Annotated in this window: 19 protein-coding genes and 1 other RNA gene; 14 read left to right on the plus strand and 6 right to left on the minus strand. The window is 36.5% G+C overall.

The features are described 5' to 3' along the window. Positions 1 to 348: 348 nt before the first annotated feature. Entirely contained in the window at positions 349 to 1,716 is a 1,368-nt protein-coding gene (locus FC77_RS05535) for an FAD-dependent oxidoreductase (RefSeq protein WP_054682006.1), read from the minus strand. Positions 1,717 to 1,860: 144 nt separating this feature from the next. Here FC77_RS05535 and FC77_RS07890 point away from each other — a divergent pair, with 144 nt between their 5' ends. The 3 genes from FC77_RS07890 to FC77_RS05545 all read left to right on the plus strand — a co-directional run bounded on the left by FC77_RS07890 (position 1,861) and on the right by FC77_RS05545 (position 2,824). Beyond that, entirely contained in the window at positions 1,861 to 2,004 is a 144-nt protein-coding gene (locus tag FC77_RS07890) for an SLAP domain-containing protein (RefSeq protein ID WP_082137185.1), read from the plus strand. Between the two features lie 249 nt (positions 2,005 to 2,253). Continuing rightward, a complete protein-coding gene (locus FC77_RS05540) occupies positions 2,254 to 2,490 on the plus strand; it encodes a hypothetical protein (RefSeq protein WP_054682004.1) in 237 nt (78 codons plus the stop codon). Next, positions 2,477 to 2,824 carry a type II toxin-antitoxin system PemK/MazF family toxin gene (locus FC77_RS05545; RefSeq protein ID WP_056970542.1) on the plus strand — a complete coding sequence of 116 codons (348 nt, stop codon included), beginning with the start codon at positions 2,477 to 2,479 and terminating at the stop codon, positions 2,822 to 2,824. Before FC77_RS05540 ends, FC77_RS05545 begins: the two co-directional genes overlap by 14 nt. Positions 2,825 to 3,043: 219 nt before the next feature. On the opposite strand, the gene FC77_RS05550 is transcribed toward FC77_RS05545, so the two are convergent. The 5 genes from FC77_RS05550 to FC77_RS05570 form a co-directional block, all read right to left on the minus strand. Then, positions 3,044 to 6,004 carry an FtsX-like permease family protein gene (locus FC77_RS05550; protein ID WP_056970522.1) on the minus strand — a complete coding sequence of 987 codons (2,961 nt, stop codon included), beginning with the start codon at positions 6,002 to 6,004 and terminating at the stop codon, positions 3,044 to 3,046. Positions 6,005 to 6,013: 9 nt separating this feature from the next. Further along, on the minus strand, positions 6,014 to 6,691 hold the full coding sequence (locus tag FC77_RS05555) for an ABC transporter ATP-binding protein (RefSeq protein ID WP_056970523.1): 678 nt from the start codon (positions 6,689 to 6,691) through the stop codon (positions 6,014 to 6,016). A 103-nt stretch (positions 6,692 to 6,794) separates the two neighbouring features. Beyond that, a complete protein-coding gene (locus FC77_RS05560; protein ID WP_056970525.1) occupies positions 6,795 to 7,952 on the minus strand; it encodes a glycerate kinase family protein in 1,158 nt (385 codons plus the stop codon). A gap of 1 nt (position 7,953) precedes the next feature. After that, on the minus strand, positions 7,954 to 8,769 hold the full coding sequence (locus tag FC77_RS05565) for a Cof-type HAD-IIB family hydrolase (protein WP_056970527.1): 816 nt from the start codon (positions 8,767 to 8,769) through the stop codon (positions 7,954 to 7,956). Positions 8,770 to 8,899: 130 nt separating this feature from the next. Further along, entirely contained in the window at positions 8,900 to 10,519 is a 1,620-nt protein-coding gene (locus tag FC77_RS05570) for an APC family permease (protein ID WP_056970529.1), read from the minus strand. 168 nt (positions 10,520 to 10,687) lie between these two features. On the opposite strand from FC77_RS05570, the gene FC77_RS05575 reads away from it, so the two are divergent. From FC77_RS05575 to ssrA, 11 genes are all read left to right on the plus strand, one after another. Next, positions 10,688 to 11,209, plus strand: coding sequence for a VanZ family protein (locus FC77_RS05575; protein ID WP_056970530.1), 522 nt, complete (start codon positions 10,688 to 10,690; stop codon positions 11,207 to 11,209). Positions 11,210 to 11,291: 82 nt separating this feature from the next. Then, positions 11,292 to 12,020 (plus strand): YebC/PmpR family DNA-binding transcriptional regulator, encoded by a 729-nt coding sequence (locus FC77_RS05580; protein WP_056970532.1) that lies wholly within the window; start codon positions 11,292 to 11,294, stop codon positions 12,018 to 12,020. A 117-nt stretch (positions 12,021 to 12,137) separates the two neighbouring features. Continuing rightward, on the plus strand, positions 12,138 to 13,112 hold the full coding sequence (gene comGA / locus FC77_RS05585) for a competence type IV pilus ATPase ComGA (RefSeq protein ID WP_056970533.1): 975 nt from the start codon (positions 12,138 to 12,140) through the stop codon (positions 13,110 to 13,112). Further along, a complete protein-coding gene (locus FC77_RS05590; RefSeq protein WP_054681997.1) occupies positions 13,081 to 14,082 on the plus strand; it encodes a type II secretion system F family protein in 1,002 nt (333 codons plus the stop codon). Before comGA ends, FC77_RS05590 begins: the two co-directional genes overlap by 32 nt. Positions 14,083 to 14,092: 10 nt before the next feature. After that, positions 14,093 to 14,440, plus strand: a complete 348-nt coding sequence (gene comGC, locus FC77_RS05595) for a competence type IV pilus major pilin ComGC (protein ID WP_056970535.1) — start codon at positions 14,093 to 14,095, stop codon at positions 14,438 to 14,440. 22 nt (positions 14,441 to 14,462) lie between these two features. Beyond that, positions 14,463 to 14,849 (plus strand): Prepilin-type cleavage/methylation protein, encoded by a 387-nt coding sequence (locus FC77_RS05600; RefSeq protein ID WP_225723698.1) that lies wholly within the window; start codon positions 14,463 to 14,465, stop codon positions 14,847 to 14,849. Continuing rightward, positions 14,842 to 15,111, plus strand: coding sequence for a hypothetical protein (locus FC77_RS05605; RefSeq protein WP_225723697.1), 270 nt, complete (start codon positions 14,842 to 14,844; stop codon positions 15,109 to 15,111). The genes FC77_RS05600 and FC77_RS05605 overlap by 8 nt, the downstream gene beginning before the upstream one ends. Next, positions 15,080 to 15,661 carry a ComGF family competence protein gene (locus FC77_RS05610; RefSeq protein WP_162258100.1) on the plus strand — a complete coding sequence of 194 codons (582 nt, stop codon included), beginning with the start codon at positions 15,080 to 15,082 and terminating at the stop codon, positions 15,659 to 15,661. Before FC77_RS05605 ends, FC77_RS05610 begins: the two co-directional genes overlap by 32 nt. A 172-nt stretch (positions 15,662 to 15,833) precedes the next feature. Then, positions 15,834 to 16,850, plus strand: coding sequence for a class I SAM-dependent methyltransferase (locus FC77_RS05615; protein WP_056970540.1), 1,017 nt, complete (start codon positions 15,834 to 15,836; stop codon positions 16,848 to 16,850). 59 nt (positions 16,851 to 16,909) lie between these two features. Beyond that, on the plus strand, positions 16,910 to 18,094 hold the full coding sequence (locus tag FC77_RS05620; RefSeq protein WP_054681989.1) for an acetate/propionate family kinase: 1,185 nt from the start codon (positions 16,910 to 16,912) through the stop codon (positions 18,092 to 18,094). Positions 18,095 to 18,150: 56 nt separating this feature from the next. Beyond that, positions 18,151 to 18,516, plus strand: a transfer-messenger RNA (tmRNA) gene (gene ssrA, locus FC77_RS07900). Positions 18,517 to 18,597: the final 81 nt, after the last annotated feature.

Raw genomic sequence — 18,597 nt, forward strand, 5'->3', positions numbered from 1 at the left:
ATCTATTAGGACATTTTCCTTTGATAACAGTTAAGACATTATCACTTGTTAATCACATATAAAGAATTAATTAACCTTTCATCATTAACTATTCATGTTGAGTGTAATAGTTATTGATGTTATTAATAATTATACCATCAATACTAATCAAATCATATTTGGCAGTTTGAATTATTATTCTTTAGTAGTTTATTATAATTAAAGCTGGTCAATGTTATTTTAATATAGAAAAAAGAATCATATTTTTCCCTACAAATATAGTTAGATATGATTCCTTTTTGTTAATATTTGAATTTAAAGACATTATCAAAATTATGAAGTATTCCTCTTCTTATTTTGACTTATCTATTAGAACTTACTTTCACCTAATGCATGTTGTGCAGCTAAGTTTAATAAACTCCATTGACGGTCGAAACCTGGTTGGAAGAAGAAATCAGCATCTGCTAAATCTTCTAGACGCATCTTATTGCTGATGGCCAATGATAAAGCATTGTCTTGAGCAGTAATGTCATACTTAGAAAGTACGGCACCACCAACGATTTGGTGAGAGTCAGGCTTGTAAGCTAAGTATACGTAGACCTTCGGGTTGTCTTTGCCAACTGGAACGTAAGGTGGGCGTAATCTGTCTTCATAGAATGAAGTTTTGATATTAACGCCTGCACGTTTTGCAGTAGTTGAGTTCAAACCACTTTGAGCGAAGTGATAATCAAAGACGCTTAAAGCTGAAGAACCAACGACACCTTTAAATGGTACGTCTGGCTTCTTCTCAAATAAGTGCTTAGAAACATATCTTGCTTCACGACGAGCAACAGTTGCCAAAGCAATAGGCATGTGGCTTTCAGCTGGGATTGAATATGCTAATGTGGCGTCACCAATTGCGTAAACGTCAGGTACATTAGTTTGCAGATATTCATTAGTCTTCATCCAGCCGCGATTATCAAGATCAACAGTGCCCTTCATCCAATTAGTGTTAGCTTTAACACCAGCAGCTTGGATGACAACATCACTTGGAAATTCATTGGTCTTAGTCTTAACAGCGGTAACCTTACCGTCTTTGCCTTCGAATTCGGTGATGGCTTGTCCCATCTCAACGTCGACGCCTTTGTCAGTCAATTCTTTGTTGAGAATATCGGTCATATCTTTATCAAGGTAAGCACCCAGTGGACGGTCAATCATATCTAAGAGGGTTACATGCTTACCAGCTTTAACGCTAGCTTCTGCAGCTTCAATACCAATATAACCGGCACCGATAATGGTCATGTTCTTAACACTAGGATCAGTTAACTTGGACTTAATCTTGGTTGCCCAATCTTTACCACGCATTAAGTAAACATTTTCTAAATCAGTACCCTTAACAGGTAATGAATTTGGAGTAACACCAGAACTAAGAATTAATTTATCATACGGATAATCCTTAACTTGCCCCTTGTTGTCCTTGACAGTAACGGTCTTTTTATCTGAATTAATTTTAGTAACAGTATGATTGTTTAAAACGTGGACATTTGGTTCAGTGAATGTATCAGGTCCAAAGTTTCTAACATCATTAACATTCGTAACCTTGTTCTCAAGGTACAATTCCATTCCACATGACATAAAGGAAATAAAATCACCAGATTCAAATAAGGTAATATCAATGTCATTGTAGCGGTTTAACAACTCTCTGATTGCTTCGTGGCCACCGTGTGATGCTCCAACAATAATAACTTTCTTCGACATGAAAAGCCTCCTAAATAATTATTAATGCGATTGCTGAACCGCATTGATCCTCTTCTAGATTATAATGATTCTAAATTAAATTCAACTAATACGCTAAATTAATTTTTTTATATATGAAGTCCTAGATAGAATTTCTTAGAATGGATGATTGAATTAATAATATATGTTGGTAAGAAAGTATTGCGTAAACGTAGGGCAGTAGCAACTTATGGTTCATCAATTAAGATTAAAGGCAAACGATATTATATTATTGGTAAAGATATATTTGCTAAGAAAGCTAATTTTTGATATTAGTCGTTAAAAAATATTTAATTGTACAATACAAATACCTGCAGTTCTCAGTTATAAGAATTACAGGTATTTTTTATGATAAAGTTTATAAATCAACTCAATTAAATAGAATGGGTTGATTTATATTTTCAAGGAACTATTTTTTGAAAGATGACTCCTGATATGTTGTTTAATTAAGAATTTATTGTTTTTTATTTTTACTGGTATATACTTAAGACATACCGATAAATATGGAGGAATTACGTTATGTCTGATAAAACTATTAAAATTCGAAAATCTGGGAATTCAAATATTTTAACCTTACCTAAAGAAATAAAACCTAAGGCAAAAAGATATAGAGTTTTTCAAGGACGTGACGGCATGATTGTCTATGTTCCAGAAAAATCTAATCCCTTTAAAGATCCGGCTTTTATTAACAAATATAAAAATTCACGTCAAAAGGAAGAATTCGAAGGACCTTTATTTGATAATGAACTCTCATAAAGAATATATTCCCGCACAACAAGATTTAATAGCAATAGATTTCGATCCTGCTATAGGAAAAGAAATTAAAAAAAGAAGGCCTGCTTTAGTAATGAGCAATGTAGGTTACAGTCAAATTACCGGCTTAGTAGTAATAGCACCAATTACACATGCTACTAATAATCGATTGAAAGATTTCTTTGTCCCTGTTGTCAGTGATAAAGTGGATGGATATATTAATCCGCTACAATTTTTTACCTATGATTTTAGAGAACGGCATGCTCAGAAATTAGATTTATTACCAACAACAGCGTTTGTTAAAGTAAGACAAGCTATTTTGGATATCATTGCATAAGGTAGGAAAGTACGAAAAATAGGTTAGAATGATGTGAACCATGGAATTAGCACGCATTATTATTAATTAAATAATTATGAATCGTTTTCGATATGTTATCGGAGGCAATTCTTTTATTTACTTTTAATTAATTCGATCATAGTAAAACCCCGAAATTCAGATTCGAATTTCGGGGTTTATATTATTCTCAATTATGAGAATTACAGGTTTTTTAGCTAACTAATCAACTGATTTTAAAGCTTCCAGCATATCGATGTTCTTAAGTTTATTATTAACAACAAAGCCCAAGACTAAGGTAATAATTCCAATTACACCAAACGGCCATAAGAAGCTAGACGCTGATAGTGCAGGGTTAAACATGACATTATCAGGTGGAACTACGTATAGGATGTAGCGGTAGAGCAGGTCTCCTACACCGTAGCCTACGATTAGTCCAATACAAGTTAGAAGGATCGTTTCGCGGTAAATGTACATCGTAACTTCATTATCGTAGAAACCAAGAACTTTGATTGTTGATAACTCTCTAATCCGCTCAGAAACATTAATATTGGTCAAGTTGTACTGAATAACAATAGCAAGTAATCCAGCAACAATGATTAATACAATCATGATCATATTCAATGATTCAACCACGGTATTAATTTCTTGGGTGATGGTTGTGTTTTGTACAACACCGGCTGTACCACCTAGTTTCATGAATTTATAAGCTTCATTTTCGGTGTTTTTGGAGCTACCATTCTTTAGAATAACCATACTTGCGTTGGTGCTAAATGTCTTATTAAAGACTTTCTGGTATTTAGTCGGATTCATGAAGGCGAAGTGTCCCATATACATTTCGGTGATGCCGCTGATTTTAATCGTTCGTTTATGACCATTACCATCGTTCATGCTAATCTTGTCCCCAACTTTAGCATGTAGTAGGTTGGCTAAACGTTCAGAAACAACAGCACCATTATTGCTTAATGGGATGTTCTTATGAGTCTTACGATTGTTTAAATGAACGTAATTCTTAAAGTTTTTCGTGTTGCTTGGGACAATTAATTTAATATCCTGCGAATCATTGTTTTTACCGGCGGTCTTAGACATCGACTCATAGTGAATCGGAGCTTCAGACTTAATAGCATTACTATGCAGCTTCTTATTGACTGCAACGTTTTGACTATGTGTGATCGGATCTTTCTTAGCTACGATCATATCGTAATGAATTAAATCACCAAATTGGCGTTTATTCATATTACCGATTGAGTTCTTGACAGAAAAGCCGGTGAATAATAGTGCTGCAGCACCACAGACACCAAAGATAGTCATTAACATTCGTTTCTTATAACGGAAAACGTTACGGGCAGTGGCTTTGTGGGTAAAGTTTAAATGATTCCAGATGAATGGAATCTTTTCTAGCATTATCTTAGAACCGGCTGCAGGTGGTTTAGGTAAGAGTAAAGCTGCAGGCTTCTCGTTTAATTCGCCTTTAGCTGTTAGGTAAGCTGGCAGTACCGAACTGATCCAAGATAGGATTATGGCAATAATACTTATGCCCCAATAGAAATGCTGCTCAATTGGCGGTAACGTCAAATCATTGTAATAGGCGTGATAGACAATTTGTGGTAAAAGTGTATGTCCTAAGTAAATACCAATAATAGTGCCCAATGTGCCTGAAATGAAGCCATAGAAGGTAAATTTATTGATAATAACGTGATCATCATAACCAAGTGCCTTTAAGGTACCAGAATTAATCCGTTCTTCATCGATGAAGCGGTTCATAGTGGTAAAAGTTACTAAAGCGGCAACGAAGTATAAGAAGATTGGGAATACTTTGGCTAAATCATCAACAACCTGTGAAATAGTCGTGTAAACCACGTCGCCCTCGCTACCGGGAACCTCTCTACGGTTGGAAATAGTATAAGTAGGAGACTTAAGTTCCTTGACTTGTTCTTTGATCTTATCTAACTTTTTCTGCCCAGCACTTATTTTCCTTCTTGCAGCTGGGGCAGACTGAGCGAATTTTTGCTTTGCTTGCTTGTATTCAGCTTGCTTTGAAGCAAGTTCTTGTTTTGCCTGGCTTAATTTAGCTTGTGCACCAGCAGAAGTAGCTTGTAATTGCTGCTTTTTACTTTGTAATTCATTTGCTTTAGCAGAGTATTGCGCAACAGCAGCTTGGTACTGAGGAGTATTTTGCTTTCCAGCAGCCTGCATTTGCCCAATAGCCTGTTTTGCTTGAGCTAATTGACTGGCACCGGCCTGTAATTGACTTTGAGCGGAACGGGATTTACTTTGTAATACCTGTTCATTTTTAGCAATTGCAGCTTTTCCTTTAGTTAATTGCTTTTGGGCACTAATTAATTTATCTTGGCTAGTCTGCAGTTCATCTTTTGCCTGATCGAGTTTATCTTGTTGGGGCTGTAACTTACTGTTGATAGAATCATTAATTCGGCTTTTACGTGCAGAAACCTCACTGTTTAAATTCTTCTTGAGTTCTTTCTTATCCTTAGTTACACGGTTAGTGTAAGTGGAGCCGTAAGAATCAATCCCGCGTAAATTCTTGTAGGTAAGGTTAGCGGTCATGTAAACGTCAGAGTTAAAGTCTTGCGGAACAGCAACCGCATAACCTCTTAATTCACCGGTACCACTTGTACTTTGACCTAAGTTTATGTTTGATAGGATTTGACTTGAACGAACGAAACCAACGATTTTAAATGAATGGCGTTTTAAGAAAGTTTTACCAAGCACGTTGCTTTTTTCAGTAAAATTGATTTTATCGCCAATCTTGTACTTCTTGTGGTATTGGGCAGCTAAGGCTATCTGACCTTTTTTATTGGGCAGATGGCCGTTACGTAGTTCATATTTACCAACCTTACTGGGTTTGGAAAAAATTCGGAAGCTCTTTTTAGAACCCTTAACAACGGTATCAGTCATGTAACCGTACTCAGCTTGTTTTAATCCCTTAGTCTTATTAATGCGTTTAACGTCCTGGTGATCCAAGCCATAGTTGCTGATAACTGTTAGGTCAGGGGTATTTAGCTTTTTGGCATAATCATTACCGGTATCCCGCATATCGGGCCCGGTAACAACTAAACCCACAAGACAGTAGGCACCAAGTAGCATTAACCCTAAAATTGAGAAGAACTGGCCTTTTGTATGTTTAATTGATTGCCAAATATCTTTCCAAATAATTTTATTCATGCTGACCACCTACCATTTAATGTTTGATACGGGTTCTGGTTTAGCATTTTGTTCTATCTTGGTAACTTTGCCATCATGAAAGTGGATAACCCGGTCAGCCATTGGAGCAATGGAGCTGTTGTGAGTAACGATGACGACAGTAGCACCATGTTTCCGGCTCATGTCTTCGATAATTTGCAAAACTTGTTTACCGGTTTCGTAGTCAAGGGCACCAGTTGGTTCATCACAGAGTAGAATCTTAGGATTCTTTGCGACTGCTCGGGCGATGGCTACTCTTTGTTGTTCACCACCGGATAATTCGGCAGGAAAGTTATTGATTCGGTTTTTTAATCCCACGTCTTCTAGAGTTTTAATGGGGTCTAAGGCATCGTCAACGATTTCTGATGCTAATTCAACATTTTCCTTAGTAGTCAGGTTTTGAATCAAATTATAAAATTGAAAAACAAAACCGATGTCATTCCTACGGTAGGTGGTCAATTGCCGTCTGTTGTATTTAGCAATATTCTTACCATCGATGATGACGTCACCACTGGTGTTAGTGTCCATACCACCCAATATGTTTAGGATGGTTGATTTACCGGCACCAGAAGCACCCAAGATAATTGCCAGTTCACCTTTATTAGCTAAAACTTCGGTATCACCAGTTTTATACTTCTTGTAGTTATGGCGTACTTCAATATAGCTCATAAAAAATACACTCCTTAATAAAAATTGACTTATAAAACAACCTTCCCACAATTATTAATAGGATACAACCGTAAGTATAAAGAAAAAAGTGAGTAATTTAAACTCACTTTTCTTCATCTAGATATTTAATTAAACGGACTATGTTTTCCATAGTTCGGCTTACGTTGGCCGGTCCATTTTTTAAAGCCATTTCAATTGGTTCGGCTTTGTCTAAAATGCCAAAGATGGCCGTAAAACCATACTCATATAATTGTTCAATGCCCTTTCCCAGGTAGCCAGCTAAAGATATCACCGGAATATCATGTTTTTGTGCAATTTGTGCAACTCCAAATGGTGTTTTTCCAAATTTAGTTTGTAGATCGGTCCCACCTTCACCTGTAAAGACAAAATCTGCATTCTGCATTTTATCTTCTAAATGGGTTTCTCGGGCAACCACCTTAACGCCAGGTTCAATCTTAGCAGGGGTGAAAGCTAATAAACCGGCTCCAAGGCCACCTGCAGCACCGCTACCAGGGATGGTTGCTACACTTTTACCAATTGCCTTCTTAATTATGGAGGCATAGTGGCTGAGATTATTATCCAAAAGGGGTTGAGTGTTTTCATCCGCACCTTTTTGCTTACCGAAAACGTAAGATGCACCGTTTTTACCGAGTAGTGGGTTAGTTACATCGCTTGCTAAGGTAAAAGTAGTTTTATTAATTTTAGGATTAATATTACTTAGATCAATCTTGCTAATTCTATTCAAATCACCGCCGCCTAGGGGATGGCTAATTTTTTGGTTATTTTGGTCTCGAAAGGTGATACCGATTGCTTGAGCCATTCCTGCACCACCATCGTTTGTGGCGCTGCCACCTAAGCCAATGATGATATTGCTTACTCCGTGATTAAGGGCATCAATAATTAATTCCCCGGTCCCAAAGGTAGTTGTTTGTAAGATAGTTGCAGAGGTGCGCTTTTGAATAGGTACATAAGTTAAACCGCTAGCCTGTGCCATTTCGATGATTGCTGTTTTACCATCACCCAGAATGCCATAATTAGCGCTAACTTTTTTACCAAGAGGACCAACTACTTTCTTAGTAATTATTTGCCCGTGGGTTGCGTCGACTAAAGAGGCAGTTGTCCCTTCGCCACCATCAGCCATCGGTACCGCAATGATTTGGGCATTTGGTAGAACATTTTTAATTCCTTTTTCCATAGCCTGACAGACTTCTTTAGCGGTCATGCTTTCTTTAAAAGAATCCGGTGCTAAAAGAAACTTCATTTTATTGTAGGTATTTTTCGAGAACTTGCAGGACACCACTGTCATTATTACTTGGAGCCTGATACTTGGCTAATTTTTTAATTCTTTCATCGCCATTAGCCATTGCATAACTGTAACCAGCTAATTCGAGCATCTCCTTGTCGTTTAAACCGTCACCAAAGGCAATTAGTTCGCTGGGTTTAACGTTGAAGTAGCGTAAGAAGTATTTAAGCCCTTGAGCCTTGTTAACCCCATAAGGCACAATGTCGATATCATCGAAACCACTGGTTGTACAGTGAATTCTTTCACCGTTAAATTTGTTGAACCTGCTCTCAATCTTGGCTGCTAATTCAGCGGAGCAGTTAAGGGTTAGTTTTGTAACCCGTTCACTAGAAGGGATGTCTTCGGGTAAATTATCTACTTGAATTTCATTGGGGTAGTAAAAATGCATTAAGCGTTTGAAGTCAGTCGGTGCGTTTTTACTTAAATAGGCATGATCCATCCCACTAGCCACAATATGTGCCTCAGGATAATTATCTTGAATAAAATTGATTAAAGCCACAGAGGTCTTATAGGTTAAAACGTGGCTAGAAATAATACTATTATCTTGAATTAGAAGGGAACCATTGTCAGCAATCATGTCAATCCGGTCTAAAAAGCCGGCAAAATCTCTTCTAAGACGGACAAGCGGACGGCCACTAGAAACAATAAAATGAATGTGACGTTGACGCAACTTGGTTAGAACTTTTTCGAAGTGGGGATGATCAAAGGTAAGATCATCATTGTCAAAGGTTCCATCCATGTCTACAGCTACAGCTTTAAAAGGAATATTTTTCATTTTCTTCTCCTTAATTTAATTAACACATTCATTGTACAGTAAGCGGTTTTATATTTTAATAATTCTAATTTATTTTGGGAAAAATAGCCCTGTTTCAATCAAAAACAGGACTATTTTAAGTATGAATAAACTATTTTGTGGCGTCAGCGGGTTTTCTGTGACCAGCTACCCAACATATGGTTAAAGCAATTATGGCTTCAATTCCAATGTAAACTCCCCGAAGGGCAATTTTAGTACCACCAAGGTAAATATCAATGATGACCGAGACAATAATAATTGTAAAGATCGTAATCCATTGTGGCCGGCTAAAGGCAACACCGTATTCCTCTTCGCGGCGCCTGATTCCTGGCAAAATTGCACCTAAGCCAATTAATACGATGATGGAGATAACGTTAATGATCAGTTCGTACCACCAGATACTACCGTATTGTTTAACGTCTTGCGGAGCAATTCCCATAATGGTGGCTGCTGCGGTTACTACTAAGAGAAAGAGGCCAGCTGCATAAGCCAGTTTATCATTTTTAATAAAGACGTAATCTGATGGGAATTTCTTGGAATTCTTTCTTATCCGCATGAATGAATAGAATATCCAGCAAGTAACACCCGGTGAGATGATCCCGTTTAGGTTTAATAGCCAGTTAAAGATATCGTTCATATCAGGAAGGAAAATTCCTAGCAGCATGATAAATGCTGAAAGTGAAACGGTAAGAATATAGCCGTTGATTGGTAAGCCGTTTTTGTCTTTTTTGCGTAAGAAATGTGGCATGTACTTGTCACCGGTATCGGAAATGAGCATTCTGGTCATTGCATCTAGCAAGACGGCAAGTAAAGCGGCGTTATAAAAGACGGATGTCCATGCCCATAGGTATAGCAAGAATTTACCCATGCCATATTGGTGACCAACCATGTCGAATACATAGTAAGCACCGTTCATCTTTAAGTCGTTAGGGATGTGGTAAGCGTTAAAGTAAATTCCTAAGGCAAAGGAACCGAAGACCGTTAAGAAAATGGTCATGATAGCCAAGGCAATCATTGCTTTAGGGAAGTCACTTTTAGGGTGCCTCATCTTAGTTACGTATGGTGCGACCAGCTCACAGCCGTTTAACGCAAAGATCAACATGGCTATGGTTGACCAGTAGTGCATGTCGAACTTGGGAATAAGGGTGCGCCAGGTAAATGGTTGAGTAGCCATGTGACCGCCAGATTTTGCCAAGCCTAAGAAGGCTAAGAAGACAAACATGAGGGTCATAATAAGCATTAACCCACCACCGATGGTTGAGAGAATTTCCATCGAATGGGAAAAGTAATGTTCAATAATAATGAAGATAATGAACATGGTAAAAGTTAAAATAGCAAAGGTAGAGTTATTTATTTGGTGCTGAAATTTTTCTGAGCCTGTGAGTGCCCAACCAATATCAACGATAATCTCATTAGCAGAATCAACTGCATAAGGGATTGAAGCTGCCCAATATGTCCAAGCGGTAAAGTAGCCAAGAAACTCACCGTCGGTACCTCGTACCCATGATGAAAGGCCGCCACCTTCTTTACTGAAGACCGAGCCAAGTTGTCCCACCATTAACGAATATGGAATAACATAAAAGATACACATGATAATCCATGATGTAACAACGGACATTCCTTGGTTTTGGAAGTTGTACATGATATCGTCTAAGCCGATAACAGTACAAAAAGCCATTAAAGTTAGTACTGGCCAAGAAATATATTTATTTTTTGTATTTGTAGTGTCCACTTAATTTCTCTCCTCCTAAAAGTGCTTAACATTTTTATTCTACCTATTAAAAAGCGGGCTGACCAGTACTAAAACGCTTACTGGATAAAGAATTAAGCAAATTCTTCTTATTTTATTAATTATTTGTTTTATATTAATTATAGTAGAAGAAAATTTTTGAGGATTTTTATGAAAAAATTTAGATTTACTAAAAATGAAAAAATATATTTATTACTGGCATTGCTAGTACTTGTGTTGCTATTTATCTCAAGTTCGATGACTTACCACCAGCAAGAAATGAAGCCAACTTCTATTAATCATCATTTGTCTTTAATTGAGGAACTAGTTGGCAACTGGAATATTTATTACGGTGGGAAATGGCACAATGCTTATCTGGACGGTGGCGTTGCCAGTATGACGGAATTTGTTATCCGCAAAGCCGCTCACTTTTCTTCCTATTTTTTAGTTGGCTTATTTGGCTACCTTGGTCTTAAACGAATTTTTAAAATTAATTGGCTTGGACCACTTTTTATTTGGCTGACTGTAATTGGCTTAGCCGCTTTTGATGAATTTCACCAATTTTTAACTGGTGACAGAACCCCTAGTGTACATGATATAATGTTAGACGGGGCAGGTGCTTTGACCGGGATTTTGCTTTGTTTAATTGGACAAGCTGTTCACACTTTAATAATGAAGAAAAAATCCAGTTAAATCACTGCTAGTATTGAATTTTATGGCCCTATGAGTTACTATAATTATCGTTAATATTATAAATGAAGAAAGAAGGATTCTTATGTCAGGACATTCAAAATGGCACAACATTCAAGGCCGCAAGAATGCGCAAGACGCTAAGAGAGGGAAAATTTTCCAGAAATTATCTCGTGAAATTTACATGGCTGCAAAGAACGGTGGTCCTGACCCCTCAGGGAATCCTAACTTGCGTATGATCATGGATAAGGCACATGCTAATAACATGCCGAAGAATAATATCCAACGTGCTATTAAAAAAGCTGAAGGCAACTCAGAAGAGCACTACGACGAGATTACTTATGAAGGCTATGCCCCAGGTGGTATTGCCGTCTTCATCGAAGCATTGACTGATAACAAGAACAGAACTGCTTCAGATGTTCGTGTTGCCTTCACCCGTAATGGTGGTTCACTTGGTGCTACCGGTTCAGTTTCATACATGTTTGACCGGAAAGGTTACATTGTAATTGACCGTTCAACTACTGATGCTGATGAAGATCAAGTTTTACTTGACGTTATGGATGCCGGTGGTGATGATTTGCAAACAAGTGACGATGCTTACGAAGTTTACACTGACCCTAAGGAATTTACACAGGTTCGTGATGCCCTTAAAAAGGATGGCTACAAGATAGCCGATGCAGAATTAGTTATGGTTCCGCAAAACACCACACCTGTTCCAGCAGATAAGAAAGAACAATTTCAACATCTAGTCGATGCCTTAGAAGACAACGATGACGTTCAAAACGTATATACTGCGGCTGCAGATGAAGATTAATTTGAAATAGAATAATTAAAATACTCAATCGAAAGATTGGGTATTTTTTGCTTATAAGAAAATATTCCTCCTTTTTTACGTACTTAATAGTGGTACCAAATAAAGGGGGATTTTTTTATGGGAATGAAGGAGATAGTTAATTCTTTACTTGAAGAGGCTATTCTAGCTCATACAAGTGATATATTCTTTTTATTTAAGCAGGAACGAGTAGTAGTTAATTTTAGAACTAATTATGGGGTAGAAGAGAAAACAAATTTTACTAAAAATAAGGGAAAGGAGATTATAAATTTCTTTAAATATGCCGCCCAAATGGATATTTCAGAACACCGCAGGCCGCAGGTGGGTGCGATGACCTATGAATACAAGGGTGCCGACTACTATTTACGATTATCCAGTCTAGGGGATTTTTCAGATCAAGAATCATTGGTGATTCGGATTATCTACCAAATTAGTGATAGTAGTTACTTCTTTGATCAGCAATTAGAGTTTTTAAAAGAATTATCTAAAAAACGGGGTTTGATTATTACCAGTGGTCCTACCGGTTCCGGTAAGACCACCACGATGTATAAGCTGGCCAAGTATGTTGGTGAAAAAAGGGTGGTGATGACAATCGAAGATCCGGTTGAAGTTCATGAATCTTCTTTTTTGCAAACGCAGGTTAACAACGAGGCGGGAATTGATTATATCAATTTACTTAAGGCTGCTTTGCGGCACAGACCCGATATTTTAATTATTGGTGAAATTCGGGATACGGAAACGGCCAGATTAGCAGTTGATGCGGCTTTAAGTGGTCATTTAGTGTTTGCAACGGTTCACGCTAAGAGTACTTTACAGACAATTTCGAGGTTAGAAGGCCTGCATGTTTCTAATAATGAACTAGCAAATTGTTTGACCGCGGTGTCCTATCAAAGACTTTTGCCTAGGGATAGTGGCCTGTCTTGTTTGTTAGACATTGCGGCTGGAGAAGATTTAAGTTCAAATATTGAGCAAAATGTTCGCGGTGATTTTATTAATTGGCAGGATAATTTAAAGCAATTAAGAAGGGAGGGTGAAATTAGCGATGCCACTTATCAAAACTACAAAGAAGGATAAGTTAACTAGGGAGGAGCAATTAAACTTCTTAGATTACCTAAAGAACAGTTTATCTAATGGTTTTTCATTAAATGCCAGCTTTGAGCTGATGCCGGTACTATGGCCTAAAAGAAAAGATTTGATGATTAAATTAAACGAAGAAATGAAGCTTGGTGCCCATTTTAATGAAGAATTGCTTAAATTGGGTTTTTCTAAAACAACGGCAACCCAAGTTAATCTAGCAATGCAGCAGGGAAGTCTGCTTGAATGTCTGGACCAATTGGCCACTTTAAACCGCTTAAGAAATGAACAGATTAAGAAACTAAAAGCTGAATTGTCTTATCCCTTCATTCTGGCAGTGATGATGGTTGTCCTTTTATTATTTATGCAGACCTTTATTTCAAATCAATTTGAAGATACTAGTGATCATAGTGGAGATATATTACTGCTAGGATTAATTGTTTTGGTAGTGATCTGTACTTATTATTTTGCAAAGATTTTAAATCTTTTGGCTAAACAAGATTATAAATCATTGAAGAAATTGGCAGGTTACCCAATTGTGGGTTCGGTAATAAAAACTTATATAAATTATTTATTGATTTATGATATTGGGCTGCTCTTGGGTAGCGGCTTTTCCTTACAAAAGATGTGTGAATATGCGGCTGATCAGGAAAAAGGATCGTTACAGCAATATATTGGTGCTAAAGCAAGTAAAGAATTAGCTGCTGGAAAAAGTTTGGAATATATCATCAAGAATGAACCATTTTTATCAGATTCATTATTAGTGTTGCTTCAGACGGGATCAAAGCGCAGTAAATTGGGTAGTCGTTGTCTTGTCTTGGGTAAGAGTTTATTCACGGATTTAACCAGTAGAATTGAGAAATTAGTGGTTAATGTTCAACCGTTTTGTTTTATTTTGATTGGATTATGCATTATTGGGATGTACCTAAAGTTATTATTACCAATGTACAGCATGATGCAGGGAATTTAAGGTGTAAATTATGAAAAAAAAGATGAAAAATTATTTATTAAACATTATTGCTAAGACAAGAAAGCCACAAGGGTTTACGTTGATTGAAATGGTTGTTGTTATAGCAATTATTGTACTTTTAATTTTAATTATTGCTCCCAACTTAGTTAAGCAAAAAGATAATGCTGGCAGTAGAACTGATGAAGCTTTTAAAACCACTTTACAAACACAAGCCAACCTTTATGAGGATGACAAGGATAGGAAGGGAAAAGCAATCAATTTCGAAAATATGTATAAAGATGGTTACTTAACTAAGAAACAATTAGAAAAATCCAAAAAATATACTGTGAGCCATGGAACCGTTAAAAAGAATAAGTAGGCATAAAATTAGAGCTTTTACTTTGGTTGAAACAATGATTACGCTAATTATTTCTGTTGCCCTTGTTATGGTTTCTAATGTTCAATTGCAAAATTACCAACAACAATTAGTTTTAAATAATACAACTAGGCAGGTTAAGACTTCGATTGAACAGGCTGCCCGCGTCAGTGCCATTCGCCATGAGGCAATGACCATTAATTATTTTGTAAATTCTAGTTTGATAACGTTTCGGGGCAGACATTATTCGCGTGACTTATATTTGGATAAGAATATAGAAATTTATGGGTTAAAAGATTTAACAGCTTCACAAAAAGGTTTTATAGCTCCAAGAACGATTAAAATATCTGATCATAAGAATTCACAGAAGATTAAATTACAGATGATGTGGGGAAGGGCAATAGATGATTAAAAGTAAAGGTTTCCTGATGGCGGAAAGTATGATTGCACTAATTATTGCCTTTTTAGGAGTGACAATCTTTGCACTAGTTGTTGGTGAAAGCCGAGAAAATGAACGTAATTTAGAATCTAAAACTGACCGCACTTACGCATGGCACGTCATGAAGAAAAATAATTTAAAAGAAGTAAAAGTGCACGATCACGTTTACCAACCAGCGGGTAATGGCTATGTTTATGATACGAATGAAAAAAAAGAATACCACATTGAAAAGTAGGGGCTTTTTGCTAGCTGAAGCAATTTTTTCAGTTTTTGTTACTTTAATTGTGGTGTTGATTTTACAAAATTTATTGCAAAGTTTGAAAACAGCAAACGGAGCGGATCACCATACAGACAACATTGTTTTTGCTTACGTACAATTTAATCGTTTCTTGCAAGATGATGATACAAAGTATGTCTATACCTTACCTTCAAGTTCAAATTTTACTAAAGCAGCGTTTGTAAAAGTCAAAAAAGATGGAGAAAAGAAAACTTATAATTTGTCCCTTTATAAAAATATGGTGAGATCATCAACAGTTAACGGGGGACATATGCCGCTTCTTTTAGATGTTAGGGCTGCAAATTTTACTACGAAGGACAAGCAGGTAAAAATTGACGTGACAGAGAGGGATGGTCGTAAATCACAATTGTGTTTTAAGTTAGATCCAAAACCTAAAGAAGAGAAAAAGAATGATAAAATTAAGAATAAGGAAAAAGATTCCACCAAAGAAGAATCTAAAGATAAGAAACAAAACGAAAATGATAAAAGGGAGCGTATTACTAAGTAGTATGTTGGTTCTGACAACTTGCCTGCTTTTTTTACAGTTTTACCAACAGGTGTATCACGATAGTATGGAAAACAATCTTTTGTTAATAGAATATTTACTCTCTAATTAACTTTCTTGCGCCCTTTGAATGCTTTCTTTAAAATGATTAAGGTATAGAAAAAGGATGAAAAATATGAGTAATAAAAACGTAGAAAATTTTGAGAAGATTTTTAATAAATTTTTAGACTGTGTTCAGTGTCTGCAAAAGGCATTAAACGTTTCTTTTGGAGAAGCATTAACTGAAACTTTTGATAACCTTGAAAATGGCAGAATCAAAGTTGAAATGGATGCCCCAGATAAAAAGACGGTCGCTGAATTAGCTAAAAAATATGCAGATTTAAACTATGATAAATTATCACGGCCACTAAAAGCACAAGTTTTTATTTATTTAACTTTAAAAGCAATTAAAGATGATGGTAGAAATGCTAATCAGATGCCAACGCCACCGGCTATTTCAACTATTATTGCCTTAATTATGCAAAAATTATTGCCTGATAAAGAATTAGAAATTGTAGATCCGGCTATTGGTACAGGTAATTTACTTTATTCTGTAATTAACCAGCTTAAGACCGCTGATCATTCAAAGAATAGTTATAAATTGGCTGGTATCGATAATGATGAAGATATGCTCAATTTAGCTGATGTTGCGGCTCATTTGAATGGGCTTAAGATTAGCCTTTATTGTCAGGATGCTTTAACACCTTGGTTGATCCCTAGCCCTGACGCTGTAGTTAGTGATTTGCCAATTGGTTATTACCCAATTGATGAAAATGCCAAGAATTTTGCTACCAAAGCAAATAAAGGACATTCATTTGCACATTTATTGTTTATTGAACAGATTATTAAGAATTTGAAGCCAGCAGGCTATGCTTTCTTGGTAGTACCAAAATCCATTCTTGCTGGGGAAGTTGGCTCTGATTTTATGCCTTGGCTTTCTAAAAAAGTATTTTTGCGATCTATTATCGAATTACCAGATGATATGTTTCAAAATAAATTTAATCAAAAATCAATTTTGGTATTTCAAAATCATGGTGAAAACGCTGTCAGCAGTGAGGCTTTACTCACAAAGTTGGACTCGATGAAGAACGAAAAAGCCCTTATAAAGTTTAATGTTAAGCTAAACGAGTGGTATACTAAAAACATTCATTGATTTGTGAAATATAATATTCATGAATTTATGAAAATTATCACTTATGTGGAGGATTTTTTATGAAGAAAGTTTTAGCAATTAATTCAGGTAGTTCTTCGTTTAAATATAAATTATTTTCATTACCTGATGAAAAGGTATTGGCAGAAGGAATGGCTGACAGAGTCGGACTCGATGATTCCACGTTTGAAATCAAGCTAGCTAATGGCGAGAAGCATGAAGAAAAGATTGCTATCCCAGACCAAGAAACTGCAGTAAATTTATTGTTTAAAAGCTTGAAGAAATACGATGTCGTAGACGATATTAATGACATTGTTGGTATTGGTCACCGAATCGTTGCAGGTGGCGAAACTTTCGAAGACTCCGCAATTATTGACAAAAAGAAATTGCAAAAGATTCGTGACTTGAAAGAATATGCTCCGTTGCACAATCCTGCTGAAGCAAGAGGAATTGAAGCATTTATGAAGATATTACCGAATGTACCTGAAGTTGGTGTGTTTGATACTTCCTTCCACCATACTTTAGATCCAGTACATTATTTGTACTCGATTCCTTATAAATATTATGACAAATATAAGGCTCGTAAGTATGGTGCTCATGGTACTTCTGTACGTTATGTTTCTGCTCGGGCTGCCGAAATGATGGGTAAGGATTTGAAAGATCTTAAGCTGATAGTTTGTCACTTAGGTTCTGGCGCTTCTATTACCGCTGTTAAAGGTGGGAAGTCTTATGATACCTCAATGGGCTTTACTCCAGTTGCTGGTATTACTATGAGTACCCGCTCAGGTGACGTTGATCCATCAATTCTTCAATACATAATGAAGAAAGAAAATATTAGTATTGATCAAATGATTGATATTCTAAATGATAAATCAGGTTTGTTAGGTATTTCTGGTATTTCTCCAGATATGCGTGATTTGAAGCATAATCCTGACAAGAGAGCACAACTTGCACGTAAAATCTTTGTTAACAGAATAATTCGTTATATTGGTGCTTATATTGCTGAAATGCAAGGGGTAGATGGCATTGCCTTTACTGCTGGTGTTGGTGAACACGACGCTCGTGTACGTAGAGATGTAATGAAGTCATTCCAATTCTTAGGAATGAAGCCAGACTTTGACGCTAATTGGACAAATGGTGAGAAGTTTATCACTAAACCTGATTCAAAGATAAAGGTTATGACCATCCCAACTGATGAAGAATTAATGATTGAACGTGACGTTGTTCGTTTAGCACACTTGGAGTAATAAAAGCTTTTTGATCGTAAGTTAATATAATTTATGCTACAATGATAGAGTCTCAGGGGGATGTTTCGGGATTCGACAGGCGTAGATTCGCATTGACTGCGATCCGTAGGTCACGTCTACGTTAAAACGTCACAGTTTTATAACTGCAAATAAACAAAATTCTTACGCAGTAGCTGCTTAATTTAAGCGCATGTGTTGCTTATTCTCGGTTCACTCGTGGCTGACTATAGGTATCAATTTAGCGAGTTACGTTTAACTACCTCACCTGAATAGTTAGAAAGAGTCTTGCAGGTTAGCTAGTTCATACTAGCCCTGTTATATGGCGTTTTGGACTAGTGAAGTTCAAATAATATAACTACGATCCGTAGAGGTCAGTGACGGAATACGTTTGGACAGGGGTTCAATTCCCCTCATCTCCATAGAATATAAAAGGAACCGCTCAATGGAGCAATGTCATTAAGTTAAGACATTGACAAAGCTGATGATACTTTTTAAGACATTTA

Source organism: Lactobacillus acetotolerans DSM 20749 = JCM 3825 (genome assembly GCF_001436775.1).
Taxonomy (GTDB): domain Bacteria; phylum Bacillota; class Bacilli; order Lactobacillales; family Lactobacillaceae; genus Lactobacillus; species Lactobacillus acetotolerans.